General features: G+C 71.3%; 22 protein-coding genes. 9 read left to right on the forward strand and 13 right to left on the reverse strand.

Annotated elements, in window-relative coordinates; genetic code table 11:
* Together gabT and LIU39_RS18475 are read left to right on the forward strand one after the other, a co-directional pair.
* Positions 1-1,350, forward strand: coding sequence for a 4-aminobutyrate--2-oxoglutarate transaminase (gene gabT / locus LIU39_RS18470; protein WP_227047857.1), 1,350 nt, complete (start codon positions 1-3; stop codon positions 1,348-1,350).
* A gap of 473 nt (positions 1,351-1,823) precedes the next feature.
* Positions 1,824-2,441 carry a phosphatase PAP2 family protein gene (locus LIU39_RS18475; protein ID WP_308409395.1) on the forward strand — a complete coding sequence of 206 codons (618 nt, stop codon included), beginning with the start codon at positions 1,824-1,826 and terminating at the stop codon, positions 2,439-2,441.
* Here the strand turns inward: LIU39_RS18475 and LIU39_RS18480 are convergent.
* The 7 genes from LIU39_RS18480 to LIU39_RS18510 all read right to left on the reverse strand — a co-directional run bounded on the left by LIU39_RS18480 (position 2,425) and on the right by LIU39_RS18510 (position 10,448).
* Entirely contained in the window at positions 2,425-2,874 is a 450-nt protein-coding gene (locus LIU39_RS18480; RefSeq protein ID WP_227047859.1) for a hypothetical protein, read from the reverse strand. The genes LIU39_RS18475 and LIU39_RS18480 overlap by 17 nt on opposite strands.
* Positions 2,875-3,021: 147 nt before the next feature.
* On the reverse strand, positions 3,022-4,434 hold the full coding sequence (locus LIU39_RS18485) for an NAD(P)/FAD-dependent oxidoreductase (protein WP_227047860.1): 1,413 nt from the start codon (positions 4,432-4,434) through the stop codon (positions 3,022-3,024).
* 5 nt (positions 4,435-4,439) lie between these two features.
* Complete coding sequence (locus LIU39_RS18490) at positions 4,440-5,279, reverse strand: ABC transporter permease (RefSeq protein WP_227047861.1); 840 nt, start codon at positions 5,277-5,279, stop codon at positions 4,440-4,442.
* Entirely contained in the window at positions 5,279-6,214 is a 936-nt protein-coding gene (locus LIU39_RS18495; protein WP_227047862.1) for an ABC transporter permease, read from the reverse strand. Before LIU39_RS18495 ends, LIU39_RS18490 begins: the two co-directional genes overlap by 1 nt.
* Before the next feature lie 55 nt (positions 6,215-6,269).
* Positions 6,270-7,433: an ABC transporter ATP-binding protein gene (locus LIU39_RS18500; protein ID WP_227047863.1), complete on the reverse strand. Its 1,164-nt coding sequence runs from the start codon at positions 7,431-7,433 to the stop codon at positions 6,270-6,272.
* Between the two features lie 120 nt (positions 7,434-7,553).
* The gene (locus LIU39_RS18505; RefSeq protein WP_227047864.1) at positions 7,554-8,801 is read right to left on the reverse strand and encodes a polyamine ABC transporter substrate-binding protein; all 1,248 of its coding nucleotides are present in this window, start codon (positions 8,799-8,801) and stop codon (positions 7,554-7,556) included.
* 129 nt (positions 8,802-8,930) lie between these two features.
* Positions 8,931-10,448 carry a gamma-aminobutyraldehyde dehydrogenase gene (locus LIU39_RS18510; protein ID WP_227047865.1) on the reverse strand — a complete coding sequence of 506 codons (1,518 nt, stop codon included), beginning with the start codon at positions 10,446-10,448 and terminating at the stop codon, positions 8,931-8,933.
* Positions 10,449-10,649: 201 nt separating this feature from the next.
* On the opposite strand from LIU39_RS18510, the gene LIU39_RS18515 reads away from it, so the two are divergent.
* Both LIU39_RS18515 and LIU39_RS18520 read left to right on the forward strand, forming a co-directional pair.
* Positions 10,650-11,000: a hypothetical protein gene (locus LIU39_RS18515; protein WP_308409396.1), complete on the forward strand. Its 351-nt coding sequence runs from the start codon at positions 10,650-10,652 to the stop codon at positions 10,998-11,000.
* A 185-nt stretch (positions 11,001-11,185) separates the two neighbouring features.
* Positions 11,186-12,208 carry an adenosine deaminase gene (locus LIU39_RS18520; protein ID WP_227047866.1) on the forward strand — a complete coding sequence of 341 codons (1,023 nt, stop codon included), beginning with the start codon at positions 11,186-11,188 and terminating at the stop codon, positions 12,206-12,208.
* 83 nt (positions 12,209-12,291) lie between these two features.
* Here the strand turns inward: LIU39_RS18520 and LIU39_RS18525 are convergent, their stop codons facing one another.
* Together LIU39_RS18525 and LIU39_RS18530 are read right to left on the reverse strand one after the other, a co-directional pair.
* Positions 12,292-13,473, reverse strand: a complete 1,182-nt coding sequence (locus LIU39_RS18525) for a polyamine ABC transporter substrate-binding protein (RefSeq protein WP_227047867.1) — start codon at positions 13,471-13,473, stop codon at positions 12,292-12,294.
* Between the two features lie 118 nt (positions 13,474-13,591).
* Positions 13,592-15,046 carry a gamma-aminobutyraldehyde dehydrogenase gene (locus tag LIU39_RS18530; RefSeq protein ID WP_227047868.1) on the reverse strand — a complete coding sequence of 485 codons (1,455 nt, stop codon included), beginning with the start codon at positions 15,044-15,046 and terminating at the stop codon, positions 13,592-13,594.
* 179 nt (positions 15,047-15,225) lie between these two features.
* On the opposite strand from LIU39_RS18530, the gene LIU39_RS18535 reads away from it, so the two are divergent.
* From LIU39_RS18535 to LIU39_RS18555, 5 genes are all read left to right on the forward strand, one after another.
* Positions 15,226-15,699: an Lrp/AsnC family transcriptional regulator gene (locus LIU39_RS18535; RefSeq protein WP_227047869.1), complete on the forward strand. Its 474-nt coding sequence runs from the start codon at positions 15,226-15,228 to the stop codon at positions 15,697-15,699.
* An 82-nt stretch (positions 15,700-15,781) separates the two neighbouring features.
* Complete coding sequence (locus LIU39_RS18540; protein WP_227047870.1) at positions 15,782-17,143, forward strand: aspartate aminotransferase family protein; 1,362 nt, start codon at positions 15,782-15,784, stop codon at positions 17,141-17,143.
* Positions 17,144-17,374: 231 nt separating this feature from the next.
* Entirely contained in the window at positions 17,375-18,115 is a 741-nt protein-coding gene (locus LIU39_RS18545; protein WP_227047871.1) for an ABC transporter ATP-binding protein, read from the forward strand.
* Positions 18,097-19,278 (forward strand): hypothetical protein, encoded by a 1,182-nt coding sequence (locus LIU39_RS18550; RefSeq protein WP_227047872.1) that lies wholly within the window; start codon positions 18,097-18,099, stop codon positions 19,276-19,278. The genes LIU39_RS18545 and LIU39_RS18550 overlap by 19 nt, the downstream gene beginning before the upstream one ends.
* A 195-nt stretch (positions 19,279-19,473) precedes the next feature.
* A complete protein-coding gene (locus LIU39_RS18555; RefSeq protein WP_227047873.1) occupies positions 19,474-20,517 on the forward strand; it encodes a DMT family protein in 1,044 nt (347 codons plus the stop codon).
* Positions 20,518-20,565: 48 nt separating this feature from the next.
* Here LIU39_RS18555 and LIU39_RS18560 read toward each other — a convergent pair whose 3' ends face one another.
* The 4 genes from LIU39_RS18560 to rlmN form a co-directional block, all read right to left on the reverse strand.
* The gene (locus LIU39_RS18560; protein WP_227047874.1) at positions 20,566-21,645 is read right to left on the reverse strand and encodes an ABC transporter ATP-binding protein; all 1,080 of its coding nucleotides are present in this window, start codon (positions 21,643-21,645) and stop codon (positions 20,566-20,568) included.
* Entirely contained in the window at positions 21,646-23,337 is a 1,692-nt protein-coding gene (locus tag LIU39_RS18565) for an ABC transporter permease (RefSeq protein WP_372463956.1), read from the reverse strand.
* Positions 23,313-24,341: a thiamine ABC transporter substrate-binding protein gene (locus LIU39_RS18570; RefSeq protein WP_227047885.1), complete on the reverse strand. Its 1,029-nt coding sequence runs from the start codon at positions 24,339-24,341 to the stop codon at positions 23,313-23,315. The genes LIU39_RS18565 and LIU39_RS18570 overlap by 25 nt, the downstream gene beginning before the upstream one ends.
* Positions 24,342-24,645: 304 nt before the next feature.
* Entirely contained in the window at positions 24,646-25,758 is a 1,113-nt protein-coding gene (rlmN, locus tag LIU39_RS18575; protein WP_227047876.1) for a dual-specificity RNA methyltransferase RlmN, read from the reverse strand.
* Between the last annotated feature and the right edge of the window lie 5 nt (positions 25,759-25,763).

Consider the following 25,763-nt stretch of genomic DNA (forward strand, 5'->3'; position numbering starts at 1 on the left):
ATGACCGAACTGTCCGGAGGCCCCGCCCTCCCCCAGGAGCGTCGCGTCGTCACCGCGATCCCCGGCCCCAAGTCGCAGGAGCTGTGGGCCCGTAAGCAGGCCACCGTGGCGGGCGGCGTCGGTGCGGTGCTGCCCGTCTTCGTCAAGCGCGCCGGCGGCGGCGTCCTGGAGGACGTGGACGGCAACTCCCTCATCGACTTCGGCTCCGGTATCGCGGTGACCTCGGTCGGCAACAGCGCCGAGGCCGTGGTCCGCCGCGCCACCGCGCAGTTGGCCGCGTTCACCCACACCTGTGCCATGGTCGCGCCGTACGAGCCGTACATCGAGGTCTGTGAGCAGCTCGCCGAACTGACGCCGGGCGACCACGCGAAGAAGTCCGCGCTGTTCAACTCGGGTGCGGAGGCGGTGGAGAACGCGGTGAAGATCGCCCGTTCCTACACCAAGCGCCAGGCGGTCGTCGTGTTCGACCACGGCTACCACGGCCGGACGAACCTCACGATGGCGCTGACCGCCAAGAACATGCCGTACAAGCAGGGCTTCGGCCCGTTCGCGCCCGAGGTCTACCGGGTGCCGCTCGCCTACCCCTACCGCTGGCTGACCGGCCCGGAGAACTGCGCGCAGGAGGCCGCCGACCAGGCCATCTCGCAGATCACCAAGCAGATCGGCGCGGAGAACGTCGCGGCGATCATCATCGAGCCGGTGCTCGGCGAGGGCGGGTTCATCGAGCCGGCCAAGGGATTCCTGCCCGCCCTCGCGCAGTTCGCGAAGGAGAACGGCATCGTCTTCGTCGCGGACGAGATCCAGTCCGGCTTCTGCCGTACCGGCCAGTGGTTCGCGTGCGAGGACGAGAACATCGTCCCCGACCTGATCACGACGGCGAAGGGCATCGCGGGCGGCCTGCCGCTGGCCGCGGTCACCGGCCGCGCCGAGATGATGGACGCCGCGCACGCGGGCGGCCTCGGCGGCACCTACGGCGGCAACCCGGTGGCCTGCGCCGCGGCGATCGGCTCGATCGAGACGATGCGCGAGCAGGACCTGAACGGCAAGGCCCGCCGGATCGGTGAGGTCATGAAGCCGCGCCTGGAGGCGATGGCGGAGAAGTACGACATCATCGGCGAGGTCCGCGGCCGCGGCGCGATGATCGCGATCGAGCTGGTGCAGTCCGGTTCGAAGGAGCCGAACCCGGAGGCCACCGCCGCGCTCGCCAAGGCGTGCCACCAGGAGGGCCTGCTGATCCTGACGACCGGTACGTACAGCAATGTGGTGCGGTTCCTGCCGCCGCTGGTGATCGGCGAGGACCTGCTGGGCGAGGGCCTGGACATCGTGGAGTCGGCGCTCGCCACGCTCTGACCTTCGACGCGAGCCCGTGGAACACCCGGCCCGTGGTGCGGCACACGCCGCGCTCCGGGCCGGTTCACGTGGTGCACGCACCGTAGGTGCCGGTGCCGTGGCGTGAAGAAGATGTGCGGGCCCGATGGCGGCAGGGTGATCCGTCTGTCCGGCGCGGGCCGGGTGCCGTACGGTTTCTGCAGATGAGAGAAACACCCCGCCCGCAGGGGACCGCGGGCGACGCCAGGTCGGCGCTTCCCCGGCTTCGACCAGGCCGTGCCCTCGCGCACGGCACCGGAACCCCTGGCAACAGGGACTCCGGGAATCCTCACCGATCGGACGGCCGCCCGCTCCACACCCCCCGGGGCGAGCGGCACCCCGGTCCGCGCGGCCGCCTCGGAACCACCCCCCCTGTTCCGAGGCGGCCGATTTCTCTGTCCGGGCCCGGCAGGCCCCGCCTCTCCCCAACCGTGGTAGCCCTCGCCTGTGCGCTGATGTTCGCGTTGCTCACCTGGCAGGTGGCGGCCCACGGCCCGCTGCGCACCCTCGACGAACGGGCCGGACGCGCGCTCGCCGCGAGTGCGGTGCCAGGCCCGCTCGCGGAGTTCTTCGCCGATCTCGGCAACACCGTCGTCGCCCTGCCGCTGCTGCTGGCGGCGGCGGGGTGGGCGTACTGGCGCGGCCGGGAGCCGGACGGCGCGGCGGCCCGGCGCGGGTGGCTGCCGCCGCTCGCCGCACTGTGCGCCTTGGCCGTGCTGCCCGCCCTCGTCGTCCCCCTCAAGCTGTGGCTCGGCCGGCCGGGCCCGGCGCGGATGAGCGGCGTGCACGACGGCTTCTACCCGTCGGGGCACGCCGCCACGGCCGCGGTCGCCTACGGCCTGACGGCGCTGCTGCTGATCCGCGCGCACCGGCGGCCCGGCCGGCCTGCGGCGGGCCCGGTCGCCGCCGGACCCGCCTGGGCCGCCGCGCTGCTGAACGTCTGCGTCGGCGTGGGCCTGGTGTGCCAGGGCTACCACTGGCCGCTCGACGTGCTCGCGAGCTGGTGCCTTTCCGGGATGCTGCTCGCGCTCTGGTGCGCGGTGTGCGACCGCCGGACTACGGGTCGGACCTGAGCGCCACCGCTTCGTGCAGGGCGAGTTCGAGCAGTGCCGGGTCGGTGAGGGTGCCGGTGCCGTCCGGCGGGACGATCCAGCGGACACCGCCGGTGGCGCGGCCCGGGTAGGGGATCACGATCCAGGTTCCGGCGCCCGCGGCGCGAACGCCGGTGCCCAGCCAGCGGCTTGCGGTCCCCGGGGGGACGAAGAAGCCCATCCGGGAGTCGCCGAAGTCGGACAGGACGGGGCCCGGCCGGTCGATCACCCGGCTCAGGACGTCGAGGGTGGGGTAGCCGAGTCCGCCCTCGATGATCAGGACGTCCCAGCGTCTGCCGGCGGGAAGGAGCACGACCCCCAGCGGGTTGCCCTCCCACTCCCCGCGGCAGGCGTCGGGATCGGGTGCCACTGCTACCAGCCAGTCCACTGCTTTCTTCGCCCCCGCGGCGTCCATGTCTCTCCTCGTTCTCCTGGCCCGTTCGGGCCGGGTATGACGGGGAGAGCGCGCGGGGGCGGCATCCTTACACAGGTCGACGGGGTCTTTTTCGGCGCCGGACACTCCGGCGGCACCCGGGCGCGGCGGGAGGCCGGACGCCGGCTCTCAGCTGTCGAAGCCGAGCCCTGCCTTGTCCATCGCCCGCAGCCACAGATTGCGGCGGCCGCCGCGGGTGTCGGCCCGGGTCATCGACCACTGGGTGATGCCGATCCCGGCCCAGCGCAGCGGCTCGGGCGGGAACGGCAGCGGCTTGCTGCGGACCATCTCCAGCTCCGTGCGTTCGGTGCGTTCACCGGCGAGCAGGTCGAGCATGACCTCGGCGCCGAAGCGGGTGGCGCCGACGCCGAGGCCGGTGTAGCCGGCGGCGTACGCGACCCGGCCGGCGTGCGCGGTGCCGAAGAAGGCGGAGAAGCGGGCGCAGGTGTCGATGGCGCCGCCCCAGGTGTGGCTGAAGCGCAGGCCCTCCAGCTGCGGGAAGCAGCGGAAGAAGTGCCGGGCGAGCTTCTCGTAGGTGGCCGGGTGGTGGTCGTATTCGGCGCGCACGCCGCCGCCGTAGCGGTAGACGATGTCGTAGCCGCCCCACAGGATGCGGTGGTCGGCGGTGATGCGGAAGTAGTGGAAGTGGTTGTTGCTGTCGGAGAGGCCCTGGCGGTGGTGCCAGCCGATGGCGGCGAGCTGGTCGTCGGTGAGCGGCTCGGTCATCAGGGCGTGGTCGTAGACCGGGACGATGTACGGGCGGACGCGTTTGACGAGGGAGGGGAACGCGTTGGTGCCGAGGGCGACATGGCGGGCGAAGACCCGTCCGTAGGGGGTGCGGACGGCCATGCCCGGACCGTCGGATGCGAGTGCGGTGCCGCGGGTGCGTTCGTAGATGCGGACGCCGAGGCCGAGGCAGGCCCGCTTCAGGCCCCAGGCGAGGCGGGCCGGGTTGAGCATGGCGACGCCGTCGCGGTCCCACAGACCGGCGAGGAAGGTCGGCGAGTCGACCTCGGCGCGGAGTTCGTCCCGGTCGAGGAAGGTGTGCCGGCCTGGGCCGAGCCGGGCGGCGTCGTCGGCCGCCTCCTTCAGCTCCGCGATCTGGTGGGGCGCGGTGGCGATGTCGATCTCGCCGGTGCGCTCGAAGGCGCAGTCGATGCCGTAGCGGGTGACGGCGTCCTCGATGGCGTCGAGGTTGCGGATGCCGAGTTCTTCGAGGCGCGCGAGTTCGCCGGGCCAGCGGGCCAGGCCGTTGCCGAGGCCGTGGGTGAGGGAGGCGGCGCAGAAGCCGCCGTTGCGCCCGGACGCGGCCCAGCCGATCTCGGCGCCTTCGATGAGGACGACGTCGCGCTGCGGGTCGCGTTCCTTGGCGAGCAGCGCGGTCCACAGGCCGGAGTAGCCGCCGCCGACGACGAGCAGATCGCACTGTTCGTCGCCGACCAGGGCGGGCAGGGCGGCGGGGCGGTCGGGGTCGTCCAGCCAGAAGGGGGTGGGGACGGCGTCGGCGAGCGCGCGGACGGGGGTCATGGCAGCTCGTGCCATGTATCTCAGCTCCTCTTACGGCGGGCACCGGCCAGTTGGCCGGCGACCACGCACAACACGGCGATCAGGAACATCGCCGATCCGATGACATTGATTTGAACGGGTGTGCCCCGTTGCGCCGATCCCCAGACGAACATGGGAAAGGTCACGGTGGAGCCGGCGTTGAAGTTGGTGATGATGAAGTCGTCGAAGGACAGCGCGAAGGACAGCAGCGCGCCGGAGGCGATGCCGGGGGCGGCGATCGGCAGGGTGACGCGCAGGAAGGTCTGCACGGGCGAGGCGTAGAGGTCCTGGGCGGCCTGTTCGAGGCGCGGGTCCATGCTCATCACGCGGGCCTTGACGGCGGTGACGACGAAGCTCAGGCAGAACATGATGTGCGCGATGAGGATCGTCCAGAAGCCGAACTGGATGCCCATGTTGAGGAAGAGGGTGGCCAGTGAGGCGGCCATGACGACCTCGGGCATCGCCATCGGCAGGAAGATCAGGGTGTTCACGGAGGACCGGGCGCGGAAGCGGTAACGGGCCAGTGCGAAGGCGATCATGGTGCCGAGGACGGTGGCCCCGAGGGTGGCCCAGACCGCGATCCGGAGGCTGAGGCCCAGCGAGCCGCACAGGTCGGCGACGCCGCACGGATCGCGCCAGGCGTCCAGGGAGAAGCGCTGCCAGCTGTAGTTGAAGCGGCCGTTGGGCTTGTTGAAGGAGAAAACCAGCACGACGACGTTGGGCAGGATCAGGTAGCCGAGCGTGGCGAGTCCTGCGAGCGTGACGAGGTGGCGGCGCAGCCATCGCAGGCCCCGGTGCGGGGCGCGGGCGGCCGGTGGTGCGGTGGTGTCGCGGACGGCCATCAGACCAGGTCCTCCGTCCCGGACTTGCGGATGTAGAGGGTGACCATGGTGAGGATGGCCGCCATCAGGATGAAGGAGAGCGCGGCCGCCGTCGGGTAGTCCAGGACCCGCAGGAACTGCGACTGGATGACGTTGCCGATCATCTTCTGGTCGGTGGAGCCGAGGAGTTCGGCGTTGATGTAGTCACCGGCGGCCGGGATGAAGGTGAGCAGGGTGCCGGCGACGACGCCGGGCATGGACAGCGGAAAGGTCACCCGGCGGAAAGTGGTGCGGGGCCGCGCGTAGAGGTCGCCCGCGGCCTCGTGCAGCCGCGGGTCGATCCGCTCCAGCGAGGTGTAGAGCGGCAGGACCATGAACGGCAGGAAGTTGTAGGTCAGTCCGCACACCACGGCGAGCGGGGTGGCGAGCACCCGGTGTCCTTCGGTGAGGCCCAGCCAGTTGGTGACGTCCAGGACGTGCAGAGCGTTGAGGGCGCCGACGACCGGGCCGCCGTCGGCGAGGATCGTCTTCCAGGCGAGCGTGCGGATCAGGAAGCTGGTGAAGAACGGGGCGATGACGAGGATCATCACGAGGTTGCGCCAGCGGCCGGCCTTGAAGGCGATGAGGTAGGCCAGCGGGTAGCCGAGCAGCAGGCAGAGCACGGTGGCCACGGCGGCGTAGGAGACGGAGCGGACGAACTGCGGCCAGTACGCGCCGAGCGCGTCCCAGTAGGTGGCGAGGTGCCAGGTGACCTTGAAGCCCTCTTCGAGGGAGCCGGTCTGGATCGACGTGGACGCCTGGTAGACGAGCGGGGCGGCGAAGAAGACGAGCAGCCACAGGAGGCCGGGCAGCAGCAGCCAGTACGGGACGAGGCGTTTGCGGGCGGGCGGCGTGCGGACGGCGAGCGGCTCGGCCTTGGGTGCGGGCGCGCCGGGTGGCGCTTCGGTGGCGGTCACGCCGGCACCTCCGTACACCCGCGGGACAGGCGCCGTGCGGCCGTGCGGTACGCAATCATGCGGCCTCCTCGTCGAGGTCCGCGCCGGCCCCGATGTCCTGGGCCGCGTCAAGGCCGAAGGTGTGCGCCGGGCTCCAGTGCAGCACGACGTCTGCGCCGGGTATCAGCCGGCCGTCGCGCTCGATGTTCTGCTCGTAGACGGCGAGTTCGCCCAGGCCGGGCACGGTGACGACGTACTGGGTGGAGACGCCGATGAAGCCGGCGTCCTTGATGCGCGCGGGCAGCAGGTTGCGGCCGCCGGGGAGCGATCCGGCGTCGTCGGCGTGCGCCAGGGTCACCTTCTCGGGCCGCACGCCGGCCAGCACCTTGCCGCCGGGACGGGCCGGGGCGCTGCACCGGCGGGCGGGCAGCCGCAGTGCGGCGTCGCCCGCCTTGAGCAGCAGCTCCTCGCCGTCCGCGGTGACGACCTCGGCCTCGATGAGGTTGGAAGTGCCGAGGAAGTTGGCGACGAAGGTGGAGGCGGGGTTCTCGTAGAGGTCGGCGGGGGCGCCGAGCTGTTCGACCCGGCCGCCGTTCATCACGGCCACGGTGTCGGCCATCGTCATGGCTTCCTCCTGGTCGTGGGTGACGTGCACGAAGGTGATGCCGACCTCGGTCTGGATGCGCTTGAGCTCCAGCTGCATCTGGCGGCGCAGTTTGAGGTCGAGGGCGCCCAACGGCTCGTCGAGCAGCAGGACTTCGGGCTTGTTGATCAGCGCGCGGGCGACCGCGACGCGCTGCTGCTGGCCGCCGGAGAGCTGCTGCGGCCTGCGGCGTGCCATGGGTCCGAGCTGGACGAGGTCGAGCATCTCCTCGACCGGCTTCTTGACGGACTTGATGCCGCGGCGGCGCAGCCCGAAGGCGACGTTCTCGTGGATGTCCAGGTGCGGGAAGAGCGCGTAGTTCTGGAAGACGGTGTTGACCTGGCGCTTGTAGGGCGGCAGGGCGGTGACATCCTGGCCGGACAGCGCGACGGTCCCGGTGGTCGGGTCCTCAAGGCCCGCGATCATGCGCAGGGTGGTGGTCTTGCCGCAGCCCGACGCGCCCAGCAGGGCGAAGAAGGAGCCCGCGGGGACGGTGAGGTCGAGCGGGTGGACGGCGGTGAAGGAGCCGTAGGTCTTGCTGATCCCCTCAAGGCGGACGTCGCCGCCGCTGCGGTGGGGGGGCGCGGTTCTGGTCATGTCGTACGTCCCGTGTCTCGGAGGTCTGGGGCCTGTCGTGCGGGCCAGGTCGCGAGCCCGACCTGATCCGAACGACAGGCCCTGAGAGCGGCGCGCCGGGACCTGAGCGGCCGGTGGTGCTCAGGAGCCGGTGAGGTCGGAGAACTTCTGCGTGAACTCCTTGCTCTCCCTGGCGTTCAGCGCACGGAAGGAGTGGGACCTCGCGGCCATCTCCTTGCCGGGGAGGATCAGCGGGTTGTCCGCCAGGTCCTGGTCGATCCTGGCCAGCTCGTCGCGTACGCCGTCGACCGGGCAGGCGTAGTTGATGTACGCGGCGAGCCGGGCGGCCGCCTTCGGCTCGTAGTAGTAGTCGATGAGCCGCTCGGCGTTCCGCTTGTGGCGCGCCGTGTTCGGGATCATGAGGTTGTCGGTGGACGTCATGTAGCCGGCGGCGGGTACGGCGTAGGCGATGTCCGGGTTGTCGCGCTGGAGCTGGACGATGTCGCCGGCCCAGGCGACGCAGGCGGCGAGGTCGCCCTTGCTGAGGTCGTTGGTGTAGTCGTTGCCGGTGAAGCGGCGGATCTGGTGGGAGTCGACGCCCTTCTGGAGGCGGGCGATGGCCGCGTCGAAGTCGTCGGCGGTGACGTCCTCGGGCCGTTTGCCCATGTCCAGCAGGGTCAGTCCGACGCTGTCGCGCATCTCGGAGAGGAAACCGACCCGGCCCTTGAGCGCGGGGTCGTCCAGCAGCTGGCCGACCGATTCGACCTTCCGGCCGCCGGTGGCCTTCTTGTTGTACGCGATGAGCGCGGGGATGCCCTGCCACGGGTAGGAGTGGACGCGGCCGGGATCCCAGGCGGGGTTGCGGTACTGCGCGGCGAGGCGGGTGCGGGCGTGCGGGAGCTGGGAGGGGTCCAGTTTCCCGACCCAGCCGAGGGAGATCATCCGCGCGCACATCCAGTCGGTGAGCACGATCAGGTCGCGTCCGGTGTCCTGGCCGGCCGCGAGCTGCGCCTGGATCTTGCCGAAGAACTCGTCGTTGTCGTTGATGTCCTCGGTGTAGGTGACCGCGATGCCGGTGCGCCGGGTGAAGGTCTCCAGCGTCGGCCGGTGCTTGCCGTCGTCGCTGACGTCCATGTACTCGGTCCAGTTGGAGAAGGCGAGGCGCTTCTCCTCGGCCGAGTGGTCGGCGGTGCGGGCCGCTTCGGTGCGTCCTGCGGGCGGGATGCCGCACGCGGTCAGGGCGGCGGGGCCGACGGCGGCGGCTGCCGCGAGGGCGCTCGCGCGCAGCAGCGAGCGGCGGGTCATGGCCAGCCGTCCGCTCCTCACGCTGCGGCGTACGGCGGCGAGTTCGGGCGGCGAGAAGGGTTCGGGCTGCTCGTCGTGCTCCATGCGCGGTGCCCTTTCAGGGTGAGCCCGGCGCTCGGCCGGTGGTGACGGTGCCGCGCGGCGCCGGCCGCTGAGCGGAGGAGCCCGCGGGGCGGGGCGGGTGCCGGAACACCCCGCCCCGGCCGGACCGGTCTAGGCGCGGTCCCCGAAGACCGTCCGGTGCCAGTCCTTCCTCGCGGTCCCGGTGATGTCGTACATCACGTGCTTGACCTGCGTGTACTCCTCGAAGGAGTAGGCGGACATGTCCTTGCCGTAGCCGGACGCCTTGGCGCCGCCGTGCGGCATCTCGCTGATGATCGGGATGTGGTCGTTGACCCAGACGCAGCCGGCCTTGATCTCGCGGGTGGCGCGGCCGGTGCGGTAGACGTCGCGGCTCCAGGCGGAGGCGGCGAGCCCGTAGAGGGTGTCGTTGGCGAGCGCGATGCCCTCGTCGTCGCTGTCGAAGGGCAGCACGGCCAGGACCGGGCCGAAGATTTCGGCCTGCACGATCTCGCTGTCCTGGGCTGCGCCGGCGATGAGCGTGGGCCGGTAGTAGGCACCCTTGGCCAGGTCGCCCTGCGGGGCCTCGCCACCGGTGACGACCCTCGCGTAGCCGCGGGCCCGCTCGACGAATCCGGCGACGCGGTCGCGCTGGGTGTGCGAGATCAGCGGTCCCAGATCCGTCGACGGGTCGAAGGGGTCGCCGAGCCGTACGGTCGCCATCAGGTCGGCGACGCCGGCGACGAACGCGTCGTGGAGGGGGCGCTGGACGTAGGCGCGGGTGGCGGCGGTGCAGTCCTGGCCGGAGTTGATGAGCGCGCCGGCCACCGCGCCGTGCACGGCGGCTTCCAGGTCGGCGTCGTCGAAGACCACGAACGGGGCCTTGCCGCCCAGTTCGAGGTGCAGGCGCTTGACGGTGCCGGTGGCGATCTCCGCGACGCGCTTGCCCACGCCGGTCGATCCGGTGAAGGACGTCATCGCGACACCGGGGTGGCCGACGAGGTGTTCACCGGCGTCCCGGCCCGCGCCCGAGACGATGTTGAGCACGCCGTCGGGCAGTCCGGCACGGGTCGCGGCCTGCGCGAACATCAGCGAGGTGAGCGGGGTGATCTCGGCGGGCTTCAGGACGACGGTGTTGCCCGCGGCGATGGCCGGCAGCACCTTCCACGCGGCCATCTGGAGCGGGTAGTTCCAGGGCGCGATGGAGCCGACGACACCGATCGGCTCGCGGCGGACGGCGGAGGTGTGGTCCGGGCTGTACTCGCCGGCCGCCTTGCCTTCCAGGTGGCGGGCGGCGCCGGCGAAGAAGGCGGCGTTGTCGACCGAACCCGGTACGTCGAACTCCTTGCTGAGCTTGAGCGGTTTTCCGCAGTTGAGCGATTCGGCGAAGGCCAGTTCACCGGCGTCTTCGGCGAGGACGGCGGCGAAGCGGTGCAGCGTGTCGGAGCGCTCTCCCGGGGTCGCGCCGGCCCACTCGGGAAAGGCCCGCCCGGCGGCCTCGACCGCCGCGTCCACCTCGGCGGGACCGGCCAGTTCGTAGCGGTACACCTCGTCACCGGTCGCCGGATCCACCACGGCCTGGGTGCGGCCCGACGTACCACCGCGCAGCCGCCCAGCAAGGAATTGCGCGCCCTCGGCATATCGCTCGGTCACATCGAAACGCTGTTCCATGGTGCTCTCCTCCGCCTGGCTCGGGTCCGCTCCGCGGAAGGGCCGGGCGTAGCTATTTCTGGAATTGATGGCCGATCTTGGCAGAGCAGTAGGGGTCCAACAAGGGATTCCGTTGTTGCCTTTTGGTTACGCGACGGATTCTGCGATTTCCGTAGACCGGCCTCCCGACAGGTTGTCAGTGCCCGCTGACAGAATCCCGGCATGATGCACAACACCACGGGGATCTCGCACCAGCGCCGCCGGCGGGCCGCGCTCGGTGCCGGAACTGCTCGCCGCCGAGGCCGCTGGCGAGCGCGTCGCGTACGTCCGCTTCTGGGGCCGTTCCCCGCGCGGGGGCGGCGCCTTGGGCCCGAGCTGCTTCAGCCGGTGATGATGGCGGCCAAGGCCCGGCTGTTCGGGGACGAGGAGGCGGAGCGGCGCGCCATAGCTGCCGGCCACCCCCGGCAGGCGAAGGCCGCCGGACCTACGGTGCGCGGCTTCGACGACGCCGTCCGGCAGGAGCACCGCTTCGGTCTCGTGGTCCCTCATGGAAGCCCACGGGCGGCCGGCTGACGGCGGCGCGGACCGGCCGCCGCGCCCCTGCGGCCGACGCCCGCTCCCGGCCCGACGGCGCCGCAACCGGCCACGCTCCCCCGCGGTACCGCCCTCGCCGGACCGGCCCCTCGTCCGCGTCCGGGCGCCGCATACGATGACCGGGCGTCTGCGCGCTCCCCACCCTCATTGACCAGGAGGAACCGTTGTCCGATCTCGACGCCTTCATCGCGGGCCTGCCCAAGGCGGAGCTGCATGTCCACCACGTCGGATCGGCCTCGCCGCGGATCGTCGCGGAGCTGGCCGCCCGGCACCCGGACTCCCCCGTCCCCACCGACCCCGAGGCGCTCGCCGACTTCTTCACCTTCCGCGATTTCGCGCACTTCATCGAGGTCTATCTCTCCGTCGTGGACCTCGTACGGAACGCCGAGGACGTGCGCCTGCTGACGTACGAGGTCGCCAGGGACATGGCGCGGCAGAACGTCCGGTACGCCGAGCTGACCCTCACCCCCTTCAGCTCGACCAAGCGCGGCATCCCGGACGCCGCGTACGTCGAGGCCATCGAGGACGCGCGCAAGTCCGCGGAGTCCGAGCTGGGTGTAACGCTGCGCTGGTGCTTCGACATCCCCGGCGAGGCCGGTCTTGAGGCCGCCGAGGAAACCGCGCGCATCGCCTGCGACCTACAGCCGGAGGGCCTGGTGTCGTTCGGGCTCGGCGGCCCCGAAATCGGCGTACCGCGCCCGCAGTTCAGGCCGTACTTCGACCGCGCCATCGCGGCCGGCCTGCGCTCCGTGCCGCACGCGGGCGAGACGACGGGCCCGGGGACCATCTGGGACGCCCTGACCGAGCTGCGCGCCGACCGCATCGGCCACGGCACCAGCGCCCCCCAGGACCCGGCGCTGCTGGCCCATCTCGCCGAGCGGCGGATCCCGCTGGAGGTCTGCCCGACCTCCAACATCGCGACCCGCGCGGTCCGCACCCTGGAGGAGCACCCGGTCCGGCAGATGGTCGACGCCGGGGTGCTGGTCACGATCAACAGCGACGACCCGCCGATGTTCGGCACGGACCTGAACACCGAATACGCCATCGCTGCCCGCCTGCTGGAGCTGGATGCCGCAGGGGTGACGGCGCTGGCCAGGAACGCCGTCGACGCCTCGTTCATGGACGCACCGGCCAAGGCCCGGCTGACCCGCGAGATCGACACCTACGCGGCCACCTGGCAGGCGTGACGGCAGCGGGAGCATGAACGGCGGCCCCAGCGCAGGCAGTTGGCGCCGGCCGCCGGGGATCCGACGCCCGGCGCCCAGCACGTTCACAGCCCGACGATGCCGTTCCACTCCTTCGCGAGCGCGGGGCGCTCCTTGGACGTGATGTCCCGGGCGATGGCCAGCCGCTTGCGCATCGCCGCGTCGGGGAAGACCAGCGGGTCTTCGGCGAGGGCGGCGCGTTCCTTGTCCTTGGACGAGGCCAGGACGTCGCGGGCGGCGGGGACGGGGCAGACGTAGTTGACCCAGGCGGCGAGGTCGGCGGCGACCTCGGGCCGGTAGTAGTGGTCGATGAGTTTCTCGGCGTTGCTCTTGTGGTCCGCGAGGTTGGGGATCATCAGGCTCTCCGCCCACAGTTCGGCGCCCTCCTCGGGCACCACGAACGCGATGTCGGGGTTGTCGGCCCGGAGTTGGATGACGTCGCCGGAGTATGCCTGGGCGGCGAGCACGTCGCCGGAGTCCAGGTCCTTGATGTAGTCGTTGCCGGTGAAGCGGCGGATGTGACCGCGGTCGACGAGCCGTCGTATCCGGTCGGCCATCCGGTGGAAGTCGTCGGCCGTCCAGCGGGTGATGTCGACGCCCTCGCCCTGGAGCAGCATCGCGAAGGATTCGTCGAGCCCGGACAGCAGGGTGACCCGGCCGCGCAGATCGTCCTTCCACAGGTCGGACGTGTGCCGGATCTCCCGGCCGAGTTTCCTGCGGTTGTAGGCGATGCCGGTGATGCCGGACTGCCAGGGCACGGAGTGCTTGCGGCCGGGGTCGAACGGCGGGGAGGCGAGCTGCGGATCGAGGTACTTCGCGACGTGCGGCTGGGCCGCCCGGTCCATCTCCTGCACCCAGCCGAGCCGGACGTAGCGGGCGCACATCCAGTCGCTGATGACGATCAGGTCGCGGCCGGTGGGCTGGTGGTTCATCAGGGCGGGGCTGATCTTCCCGAAGAACTCGTCGTTGTCGTTGATCTCCTCGGTGTACGTCACGGAGATGCCGGTGCGGCGCTGGAACGCGTCCAGGGTGGGCCTGCGCTGCTTGTCGTGGTCGTCGACGTCGATGTAGAGCGGCCAGTTGGCGAAGACGAGCCGGTGGTCGCGCGCCGAGCGGTCGGGACTCGTGCGGTCCGCCGCCTCGACGTACGCGGGCGGTACCCCGCATCCGGCCGCGGCGGCCAGCGCCCCGGTCACGCCGATGGTGCCCATACCCCGAAGCAGCGAACGCCGCGAAAGATCAGCCATGGCGTGCACTCTCACGCGCCGCGGGCGGAGGCGGCAAGAGACAGAGCGTCCACTGCCGGGCCTCCGCCCGCGACGGTGTGTCGAGCGGCCGGTGCCGCGCGACGGTGGTTCGGCCGGGTCAGCCGCCCAGCGAGGTCATCACGTGCTTGATGCGGGTGTAGTCGTCGAAGCCGTAGGACGAAAGGTCCTTGCCGTAACCGGACTTCTTGAATCCGCCGTGCGGCATCTCGGCGACCAGCGGGATGTGGGTGTTGATCCACACGCAGCCGAAGTCGAGGCTCTTGGACATCCGCATGGCGCGGGCGTGGTCCTTGGTCCACACCGATGAGGCCAGGGCGTACTCGACGCCGTTGGCCCACTCCAGCGCCTGCTCCTCGTCCCGGAACGACTGGACGGTGATGACGGGACCGAAGACCTCGTGCTGGATGATCTCGTCATCCTGCTGGAGGCCGGACACGACGGTCGGGGCGAAGAAGTAGCCCTTCTCGCCGACCTGTTCGCCGCCCGCCTCGATCTTGGCGTGCGCGGGCAGCCGCTCGATGAAGCCCTTGACCTGCTTGAGCTGGTGGGCATTGTTCAGCGGGCCGTAGAGCACGTCCTCGTCGTCGACCGCGCCGGTCTTCGTCTCCGATGCGGCCTTGGCGAGCGCGGCCACGAACTCGTCGTGGATGGACTCCTGGACGAGCACGCGGGTGGCGGCCGTACAGTCCTGGCCCGCGTTGAAGTAGCCGGCGACCGCGATGTCCTCGACGGCCTTGGCGATGTCGGTGTCCTCGAAGACCACGACCGGCGCCTTGCCGCCCAGCTCCAGGTGGACCCGCTTGAGGTCCTTGGAAGCGGACTCGGCGACCTGCATACCGGCCCGCACCGAGCCGGTGATCGATGCCATCGCGGGGACCTCGTGCTCGACCATCAGCCGGCCGGTCTCGCGGTCACCGCAGACGACGTTGAACACGCCCCGGGAGTGGCCGAGTTCGTCCAGCACACCGCCGATGATCTCGCCGATCAGGACCGTCGACGCCGGGGTGGTGTCGGAGGGCTTGATGACGACGGTGTTGCCCGCGGCGAGCGCCGGGGCGAACTTCCACACGGCCATCATCATCGGGTAGTTCCACGGCGCGACCTGGGCGCAGACACCGATCGGCTCGCGGCGGATGATCGAGGTGAAGCCGTCCATGTACTCGCCGGCCGAGCGGCCCTCCAGCATCCGGGCGGCACCCGCGAAGAAGCGGATCTGGTCCACCATCGGCGGGATTTCCTCGGAGCGTACGAGCGCGAGGGGCTTGCCGCAGTTCTCGGACTCGGCGGCGATCAGCTCGTCGGCGCGCTCCTCGAAGCGGTCGGCGATCTTGAGCAGGACCTTCTGGCGCTCGGCCGGGATCAGGTCGCGCCAGGCGGGGAAGGCGGCCTCGGCGGCAGCCATGGCCGCGTCCACATCGGCGGCCGCCGACAGCGGGGCGGTGGCGTACGGCTCTCCCGTGGCCGGATTGACCACCTCCGTGGTCCGCCCGTCGGCGGCGTCCCGGAACTCCCCGTCGATGTAGTTGCGCAGACGACGCAGTGCGGTGGTCACTGGGCGCCCCCTTCAATCAGATGTCCGGTGGTTGAGACACCCACCCTAGCCATGAAGTCAACGCTTTCGACATACCCGCCATGCTCGAACAACGAAATCAGTGAAGTTTCGATCCATACACAACTGATTTCATCGATCTGGGGTTGCGGGACAGACGAGGCTCGTGCACAGTGAAGGACGTGGCCACTCGTGACAGAACCGGCACCCCGTCGATCGACTCCGTCTCCCTGGCGATCATCGAGCAGCTCCAGGAGGACGGGCGCCGTCCGTACGCCGCGATCGGCAAGGCCGTCGGCCTGTCCGAAGCGGCGGTACGCCAACGCGTACAGAAACTGCTCGACCAAGGCGTGATGCAGATCGTCGCGGTCACCGACCCCCTCACGGTCGGTTTCCGGCGGCAGGCAATGGTCGGCATCAACGTCGAGGGAGACCTCGACCCCGTGGCCGATGCCCTGACAGCCATGGAAGAGGTCGAGTACGTCGTCATGACGGCAGGCTCCTTCGACCTGCTGATCGAAATCGTCTGCGAGGACGACGATCACCTGCTGGAAATGATCAACAAGCGAATCCGCACGCTGCCCGGCGTCCGGACGACCGAGAGCTTCGTGTACCTCAAGCTCCGGAAGCAGACCTACACATGGGGAACGAGATAGCAATGAGCGAGCACAGCGAGCGAATCATCGAAGGGTGCGCGCTGCGCGAATGCCAGCCCGCCGAGCGGAGCGAGGCTTGCGCATGAGCGCCGACCTCTCCAAGACGGCATACGACCACCTGTGGATGCACTTCACCCGCATGTCGTCGTACGAGAACGCCCCCGTGCCGACGATCGTGCGCGGCGAGGGCACCTACATCTACGACGACAAGGGCAAGCGCTACATCGACGGCCTGGCCGGCCTCTTCGTGGTCAATGCGGGACACGGCCGGGTCGAGCTGGCCGAGACCGCCTACAAGCAGGCCCAGGAGCTGGCCTTCTTCCCGGTGTGGTCCTACGCCCACCCCAAGGCCGTCGAACTGGCCGAGCGGCTGGCCGATTACGCGCCCGGCGACCTCAACAAGGTCTTCTTCACCACCGGCGGCGGCGAGGCGGTCGAGACCGCCTGGAAGCTGGCCAAGCAGTACTTCAAGCTCACCGGCAAGCCGATGAAGCACAAGGTGATCTCCCGCGCGGTGGCCTACCACGGCACCCCGCAGGGCGCCCTGTCCATCACCGGACTCCCGGCCCTGAAGGCCCCGTTCGAGCCGCTGGTACCCGGCGCGCACAAGGTGCCGAACACCAACATCTACCGCGCCCCGATCCACGGCGACGACCCCGAGGCGTTCGGCCGCTGGGCCGCCGACCAGATCGAGCAGCAGATCCTCTTCGAGGGCCCCGAGACCGTCGCGGCCGTCTTCCTGGAGCCGGTGCAGAACGCCGGCGGCTGCTTCCCGCCGCCGGCCGGCTACTTCCAGCGGGTCCGCGAGATCTGCGACCAGTACGACGTGCTGCTCGTCTCCGACGAGGTCATCTGCGCCTTCGGCCGGCTCGGCACGATGTTCGGCTGCGACAAGTTCGGCTACGTCCCGGACATGATCACCTGCGCCAAGGGCATGACCTCGGGCTACTCCCCGATCGGCGCCTGCATCATCTCCGACCGCCTGGCCGAGCCGTTCTACCAGGGCGACAACACCTTCCTGCACGGCTACACCTTCGGCGGCCACCCGGTCTCCGCCGCCGTCGGCATCGCCAACCTCGACATCTTCGAGCGCGAGGGCCTCAACAAGCACGTCCTGGCGAACGAGGGCAACTTCCTCGGCACCCTCCAGAAGCTGCACGACCTGCCGATCGTCGGCGACGTCCGCGGCAACGGCTTCTTCTACGGCATCGAGCTGGTCAAGGACAAGGTCACCAAGGAGTCCTTCAACGACGAGGAGACCGAGCGCGTCCTGTACGGCTTCCTCTCCAAGGCGCTGTACGACAACGGCCTCTACTGCCGCGCCGACGACCGTGGCGACCCGGTCATCCAGCTCGCCCCGCCGCTGATCGCCGACCAGAAGCTCTTCGACGAGATCGAGCAGATCCTGCGCAGCGTCCTGACCGAGGCGTGGGCCAAGCTCTGACCGCCGCGCCGGGCACCCGTCCCGGCCGACCGACGCACCCTCACCACAACTGAAGATCTCACGGCCCGGATTCACTCGTTTAAAGCCATACGAGTGAATCTGGGCCGTTGTGCATGCCGAGCGACGATTGCCGGGGGTCCGCAGTCCTTACCGTTCCAGTGACAGATACCCTCCATGGTCGTTCACCCGGCCGGGGGAACGAGCGGACGCGAACAAGCAAGAGGTGCGTAGATGGTGGCCCCGCCTGACAACGACGTTCTCTGGGCCCGCGGCCTGCACCACAGCTATGGCGGCAGCCCGGCCCTTGCCGGTATCTCCCTGGGTGTCCGGGAGGGCGAGATCCTCGCCGTCACCGGGCCGCGGGGCAGCGGCAAGACCACACTCCTCCGCTGCCTCTCCGCCCAACTCGCCCCGTCCGAGGGCGAGGTGTGGTTCAACAGCTCCCCCGTCCACACCCTCTCCGCGCGGAGCCGGGAGCGGCTGCGCCTGGACCGCTTCGGGTGGATCGACACCCAGCCGCAGCTCGTCGCCGAGCTGACCGCCTGGGAAAACGCCGCGCTCCCGCTCCTGCTGCGCGGCGAGGGCCACCGTGCCGCCCGGCACACCGCAGCCGAATGGCTGGACCGCCTCGACGTGGGCGGCTGCGCCCGCCGCCGCCCCGACCGGCTCGACCAGTCGCAGCGTCAGCGCGTCGCCATCGCCCGCGCCCTCGCGTCCGTCCCGCACGTTCTGTTCGCGGACGAGCCGACCGCGCCGCTGCACCGCACCGACGGCACGCAGGTGCTGCGCACCCTCACCACCGCCGCCCGCTCCCACCAGATCACCGTCGTCCTGGCCACCCACGACCCGGACGTGGCCACGCTCGCCGACCGCACCTTCGCCCTCGTCGACGGCCGCAGGGCCGGGGCGTCGTCCGCGGCCGCCGACGCTCCCGACGCGGAAAGCAGGGCAGCGTGCTCGCTCTCCGTCTAGCCCGCGGCACGCATCCTCTCGTCCTGGTACGCCGGCTCGTCGTGGCCGCGGCGGCCGCGGGCACCGGCTTCCTCCTGCTGGCCACGCTCGGCCACGCCGCGGGCCATCCGGAGGCGGTCGGCGACTCCCTGGTCCGCCTCCTGTGGTGCGTCGCCCCGCTCGCCGCCACCGCCCAGTTCGCGGTGTCGGTGGCACGTACGGACCCCGCGGCCCGCTTCCCGAGCGGCATGGCAGGGGCCGGCCTCGGACCCGTCCGGCTCATCCTGCTCGCCGCCGCCTCCACGGCGCTGTCCTGCGCGCTCGGCGCGGCCCTCGCGCTCCTGGCGTTCTTCCGTCTCCGCGGCGACCTCGGCACGTCCCCCTCCCGCGGGCTCGGCACGGATCTGCTCGGCGCCGGCCATCCGGTTCCGCTCGTCGGCACCCTGCTCCTGCTGTCGACGGTGCCGCTGACCGCGGCCGCGGCGACCGCCGTCTCGCTGCGCCCGCGCGAGCCGCAGGCCGCCCCCGCGTCCACCGAAGCCGAGGACACGCCGCCGCCCGCCGCACCGGCCACGCCGTCCGGGCTGCCCTGGGGCATCACCCTGGCGGCCGCAGGACTGGCCGTCGAGAGCTACGCCGCCCGGGGCGCGGCCACGGCCGACGGGCTGCTGCCGCTGCCCGGCCGGCTGATCGGCAGCCCGCCGGGTGTGCTGGCCGGCTGGGCGCTGTCGGCCCTCGGTCTGGTGCTGGCCGGCCCCGGTCTTGTGTATCTGTGCGGCCGGCTGCTGTGCGCGAGCCGTCCCGGTGCGCTCCGGCTGCTGGCCGGGCGGGTGCTCCAGGAGGAGGCGCACCGCATCGGCCGTCCCGTAGGTGTGCTGTGCGCGGCGGTATCCGGTGCCTACGCGGCGGTGAACGTGTTCCACGCCGCGCCGCTCCGGACGTTCGGGCCGCTGACCGCCGTCGGCGCCGGCGTCGTCCTGATCTGTGTCACCGCGAGCTTCCTGACCGCCGCCGTGGAATCCCGCGCGGCCCGCGCCGACACGACGGCCGCGCTGCGCCGGCTCGGCGCCCCCGCCTCCCTGCTGCGCCGCGCGGCGACGCTGCGCGCGCTGGCCCTGGTGGTCGTGCTGGCCCCGGTGACCTGGTCCGTCGCGGAGCTGGCGACCCTTCCTCTGGTGGGCTGAGCGGGCCCGGACACCCGCCGCGTACGGCCCGGGGCCCGCGGGGCAGCGCGTGGCCGGCCCCAGCACCTCGGTGCGACGAGGCAACCCGCGGCCCGAAATGCGCGTCTGCCTGGCCGGGTAACGCAGTGGTGAAGAGGCACACCCGCCGGCCGGGGACAGACGCGGCGCGGCGGCGGTGCGTGAACGGAGCTCTTGGTGATCATCGGCCTTCTGACGGCCGTGGCGGCATCGGTCTGCTACGGCACGGGTTCCGTTCTCCAGGCGGTGGGATCGCGGAAATCCGCCCGCCGGGAGGCGGCGGGCGCCGCCACCACGGGTGTCACCCAGCACGGCGGCCCCAGCCTGGCGTCGACCGCGAAGGCCGCGGTGACCTGGGAGTTCATGGTCGGCTCCGTACTGGATTTCGTGGGCTTCGGGCTGGGCGCGCTGGCCGCGAGGCTGCTGCCGCTGTTCCTTTCGCAGACGGTGATCAGCGCCAACCTCGTGATCACCGCGCTGCTGAGCATCAGGCTGCTCGGGATCCGGCTCAGCAAACCCGAGTGGACGTCGATCGCCGTGGTCTGCTCGGCGCTGGTGCTGCTGGCCACCGCGGCGGGACACGAAGGAAGCGGTCATACGCCGACCGCCGCCCATTGGTGGCTGCTCGCCGCGTCCGTCCTCCTGGTCGCCGTCGGCAGTCTGATCGTGCGTCTGATGGGCGCACGGGCCGCGATCCTCGCCGGTCTCCTTTCCGGTCTCGGCTTCGGCGCACTCGGCGTGGGCGTCCGCATACTGAACGGTGTGGCGCCGTTCAGCCTGTCCGCCCTCCTCGCCGACCCGGCGCTCTACGCGATCCTGGTCGCGGGCATCGGCGGCATGTACCTGCACACCGTGGCGCTCCAGATCGGTTCGGTGAACGGTGCCACCGCGGCGCTGGTGGTGGGTGAGACGGTGGTGCCCGGCATCCTGGGGGTGCTGTGGCTCGGCGACGCGTCCCGGCCCGGGTTCGCCTGGGCTGCCATCCTCGGCTTCGTCATGGCGGTCGCCGGTGCCGTCGCCGTCGCCTGGTTCGGCTCCGATGAGGGCGAGCCGACGGGTGAAGCGGGCCACGGGGACGGCGACGGGACGGATCCCGCACGGGACGTCCCTGCCGTCGGCGGGAACCCGCCCGTGGGACGCGCGCGGGACGCGGAACACCCTCCGACCGGCGCGGACGTACCGGGTGTGGGACACGGCTGGGACACGGAGCGCCGCCGTTAGCCGTCCCGGAAGGCGGCCCTGCCGCTCCTGGCCGGGCCGCCTCTGCGCCTAACCGTCCGCGTCCGCCAGTACCACGACGTCCTCGGCGGCGAAGCGGACGCCGACCCGCTCCCCCGTTTCCGGCGCGTCCCGCAGCGCGCAGGCCGCCTCCAGTTGCGGTCCTTCGGACGGCTGGAGCAGCAGGGCGACGTGGGTGCCGCGGAAGGTCCGGGCGGCGACCGTGCACGGCAGGCCGTCGGCCACGGGCACCAGCCGGACGCCGGCCGGCCGGACGAGCAGCCGGCGGGGCCCGTCGGGTGACGCTTCGGGGACCGGCACCTTGCCCCAGGGCGTCACGGCGGCGGCGCCCTGCACCGTCGCCTCGACGACGTTGTCGAAGCCGAGGAAGCGGGCGACGAACTCGGTGGCGGGCCGCTGCCAGACCTCCAGCGGGGTGCCGGTCTGCGCGATCCGCCCGTCCTGCATCACAACGACCCGGTCGGCAAGGGCGAACGCCTCGCCCTGGTCGTGCGTGACGGCGAGCACCGTCGTCCGCAACTCGCCGAAGAGCCGCCGCAGTTCGACGACGAGGCGTTCCCGCAGCCCGCGGTCGAGCTGCCCGAGCGGCTCGTCGAGCATCAGCAGCCGGGGGCGCGGCGCGAGGGCGCGGGCCAGCGCGACCCGCTGCTGCTCCCCTCCGGAGAGGGAGGCGACGGCGCGGCGTCCGGCGTCCGGCAGCCCGACGAGGCCGAGCAGTTCGGCGACGGTGCGCCGCTGGTCGGCGCGGTGCGCCCGGCGCATCCGCAGGCCGAAGGCGACGTTGCCCGCGACGTCCTTCTGCGGGAAGAGCTGGTGGTCCTGGAACATCAGGCCGACGCCCCGTCGGTGGGTGGGCACCCGCGTCTGGTCGCGTCCCTCCAGCAGGACCTGCCCGGTGTCGGCCGGTTGCAGCCCGGCCACCACCCGCAGCAGGGTCGATTTTCCGCTGCCGCTGGGCCCCAGCACGCAGACGATCTCGTGGGCGGCGACGTCCAGATCGACCGCGTCGAGCGCGGCGGCCTCGCCGTACGGGCCGAAGCGTACGGTCACGCCGTTCAGCCGCAGCAGCTGCTGTCCTTCGGTGTGCGCGGCCCGAGCCGTAGCCGTCATCTAGAACTCCCCGGACTGGTCGGTGCGGAGGCGCTCCAAGACCAGCAGGGCCCCGGCGCACACCACCATCAAGATGGTGGAAAGGGCCATCGCCTGGCCGTAGTTGAGTTCCCCGGCGCGGCCGAGCAGCCGGGCGACGGCCACCGGGAGGGTCGGCTGGTCGGGCCGTGCGATGAAGACCGTCGCGCCGAACTCGCCGAGCGAGACGGCGAACGCGAACCCGGCGGCGATGAGCAGGGCGCGGCGCACCATCGGCAGGTCCACCTCGCGCCACACCCGCCACGGCGAAGCGCCCAGCACGGCCGCCGCCTCCCGCAGCCGCCCGTCGACGGCACGCAGCACGGGCAGCATGATCCGCACCACGAACGGCACCCCGACCAGCGCCTGGGCCAGCGGCACCAGCCACCACGAGGAGCGCAGGTCGAGCGGCGGCCGGTCGAGGGTGATCAGGAATCCGAAGCCGACGGTCACCGCGGACACGCCGAGCGGCAGCATCAGCAGCGCGTCGAAGCCGCGGACGAGCCGGCCGCCGCGCCGGGTCAGGGCGGCGGCCGCCAGCCCGCCCACCACCAGGGCAATCGCGGTGGCTGCCACCCCGTAGGCGAGCGAGTTCCACAGCGCTTCCAGGGGGGCGACGGCGAAGGTGCTGTCGGCGGAGGCGGCGGACCGCAGCGTTTCGTAGAAGACCGGGCCGTAGCCGTCGGGCCCGGCGAAGGACCGTTCGACGAGCACGAGGAGCGGCATGACGAGGAGGACGACGATGATCACGAGGGTGCCCCACAGCAGCGCCCACTGTCCGGGGCCGCGGGGCCGCCGCGTGGTCCGCGCGGCGTCGACGAGGCGGAGGGCCGTCTCGCGTCGGCGCACCGTCCAGGCGTGCACGGCCAGCAGGCCGAGGACGGCCGCGAACTGGATCAGGGTGAGGACGGCGGCCGTCGGCAGGTCGAGGAAGTCGGCGGTCTGCCGGTAGATCTCCACCTCCAGGGTGGAGAAGGTGGGCCCGCCGAGGATCTGCACCACTCCGAAGGAGGTGAAGGTGAACAGGAAGACCATCAGCGCGGCGGCGGCTACGGCGGGGCCGAGCGCGGGCAGCGTCACCCGGCGCCAGGCCGCGAGGCGGCCGGCGCCGAGCACCCGCGCCGCCTCCTCCTGCCGCGGGTCGAGCTGCCCCCACAGCCCGCCGACGGTCCGTACCACCACGGCGTAGTTGAAGAAGACGTGGGCGAGCAGGATCGCCCACACCGAGGTGTCAAGACGCACGCCCCACAGGTCGTCGAGCAGTCCGCCGCGGCCGACCAGGGCCAGGAAGGCGGAGCCGACGACGACGGTCGGCAGCACGAACGGCACCGCGACCACGGCCCGCAGCAGTTGCTTGCCCGGGAAGTCGAACCGGGCGAAGACGTACGCGCCGGGCAGCGCGATCAGCAGGGTGAGGCCGGTCGACGCGGCGGCCTGCCAGACGGTGAACCACAGGACGTGCAGGACGTCCGGATCGCCGAGCACGTCGGCGATCCGGCCGAGCTGCCACTGCCCGCCGTCCTTCAGTCCGCGTCCGACGATCGCGGTGACCGGGTAGGCGAAGAACAGCGCGAAGAAGGCGGTCGGCAGCGCCATCAGCGCCGCCCTTACCGCCGTCGCGCGCCGGGTTCTGCCGCGCCGGGCCCGGCCTACTTCAGAACGAGCGAGGACCACTGCTTGATCCACTGTTCGCGGTTCTCGGTGATCGTCTCCGGCGCGAGGGTCGCCGGCTTGTCGATCGTCGCGCCGTACTTGGTGAACAGCTCAGGCACCGTGGCGTCCTTGCGCGCCGGGTTGACGAACATCTGGAGCGGCATGTCCTCCTGGAACTTCCGGCTCAGCAGGAAGTCCAGCAGTTCCTTGCCGCCCTTCTCGTTCCTGGCACCCTTGAGGAGGCCGCCGAACTCGATCTGCCGGAAGCAGGTTCCGGTGGCGACACCGGTCGGTGCCTGCTTCGGGGCCGGCTTCTTGCCGAGCACTTCGACGGGCGGGCTGGAGGCGTACGAGACGACCAGCGGCTTGTCGCCCTTGTCCCGGCCGGCCGCGGAGCCGGAGAACCGCTCGTTGTACGCCTGCTCCCAGCCGTCGACCACCTCGACGCCGTTGGCCTTGAGCTTCTTCCAGTAGTCCTGCCAGCCCTTCTCGCCGTGGGTGGCGATGGTGCCCAGCTGGAAGGCGAGCCCCGGCGACGAGGTGGCGGAGTTCTCCGTGACGAGCAGCCCCTTGTACTGCGGCTTGAGCAGGTCGTCGAAGGTCTTCGGCGGCGCGAGCTTGTGCCGGTCGAAGTAGGCGCGGTCGTAGTTGACGCAGGTGTCGCCGTAGTCGAGGGGCGTGACGCGGTGCCCGGCCTTGTCCAGTTGCAGGGCGGCCGGGACGCTGTCCAGCCCCTTGGCCCGGTACGGCGTGAAGAGGCCGGCCTTCAGGCCCCGGGAGAGCAGGGTGTTGTCGATGCCGAAGAAGACGTCGCCCTGTGGATTGTCCTTGGAGAGGATCGCCTGGTTGACGGCCTTGCCCGCGTCGCCGCCCTTGAGCACCCTGACCTTGTAGCCGCTCTGCTTCTCGAACGCGGCGAGCACCGACTTCGAGGCGTTGAAGGAGTCGTGGCTGACGAGCGTGACGGTCTTGGCGTCCGCCGCGCTGCCGCCGCCCTGGCTGCCGCAGGCGGCGAGCACGGTCATGCCGAGCGCGGCGGCGGTCACCGCCGCGGTTCTGCGGGTGGTGGTGCTGCGGATGGTGCTCACTGATTCCTCCTGGCTGGCCAGGAAGAGACGCGGCCCCGCGCTGCGCCGCCCGGTGGGGTCCGGGCGGCGCAGGGCGGGGCGCAACAGCATGAGTGACGACCGAACTTCCTACCCGGAATGACCCGGGCGAGGTTCAAGGGTCTGCGGGCGCCGTATCCCTACGACGTCCCCGCACTCTCAGCGCTGTGGCGCTCCCCTGTCGGAATGTGCATTTGTTCGATCACACGCTACCAGCGGGTGGTCAGCGTTCCGAGGCCGCGAGCTGCCCGCAGGCGCCGTCAATCTCCTGGCCGCGGGTGTCGCGGACGGTCACCGGCACGCCGTGCGCCTCGATGGCCCGGACGAACGCCCGCTCGTCCTCGGGGCGCGAGGCGGTCCACTTCGAGCCTGGTGTCGGGTTCAGCGGGATGAGGTTCACGTGCACGCGCTTGCCCTTGAGCAGCCGTCCCAGCAGGTCACCGCGCCATGCCTGGTCGTTGATGTCACGGATCAGGGCGTACTCGATGGAGATCCGGCGGCCGGACTTCTCGGCGTACTCCCAGGCCGCGTCCAGGACCTCGCGCACCTTCCAGCGGGTGTTGACGGGCACCAGGGTGTCGCGCAGTTCGTCGTCCGGCGCGTGCAGCGAGACCGCGAGCCGGCATTTGAAGCCCTCGTCGGCGAACCGCAGCATGGCCGGCACCAGCCCGACCGTGGAGACCGTGATGCCGCGCTGCGACAGGCCCAGGCCGTCCGGCTCGGGGTCGGTGAGCCGGCGGATGGCGCCGACCACCCGCTTGTAGTTGGCGAGCGGCTCGCCCATGCCCATGAAGACGATGTTCGACAGCCGCGCCGGGCCGCCGGGCACCTCGCCGTCGCGCAGGGCGCGCATCCCGTCGACGATCTGGTGCACGATCTCGGCGGTGGAGAGGTTGCGGTCCAGGCCCGCCTGGCCGGTGGCGCAGAACGGGCAGTTCATGCCGCAGCCGGCCTGTGAGGAGATGCACATCGTCACCCGGTCCGGGTAGCGCATCAGCACCGATTCGACGAGCGTGCCGTCGTGCAGCTTCCACAGGGTCTTGCGGGTGGTGTCGTCGTCGCACGAGATGTGCCGCACCACGCTCATCAGCTCGGGCAGCAGCTCCGCCGCCAGCTTCTCGCGCGCCGCGGCCGGAATGTCGGTCCACTGCGCCGGCTCGTGTGCGTACCGCGTGAAGTAGTGCTGCGACAGCTGCTTGGCGCGGAACGGCTTCTCGCCGATCGCGGCCACGGCTTCACGGCGCTCGGCGGGGCTGAGGTCTGCGAGGTGCCGCGGGGGCTTCTTGGCCCCGCGGGGGGCGACGAATGTCAGCTCACCGGGCTCGGGCGGTGCCATGGGCG

The organism is Streptomyces pinistramenti (genome assembly GCF_020564935.1).
Lineage (GTDB): Bacteria > Actinomycetota > Actinomycetes > Streptomycetales > Streptomycetaceae > Streptomyces > Streptomyces pinistramenti.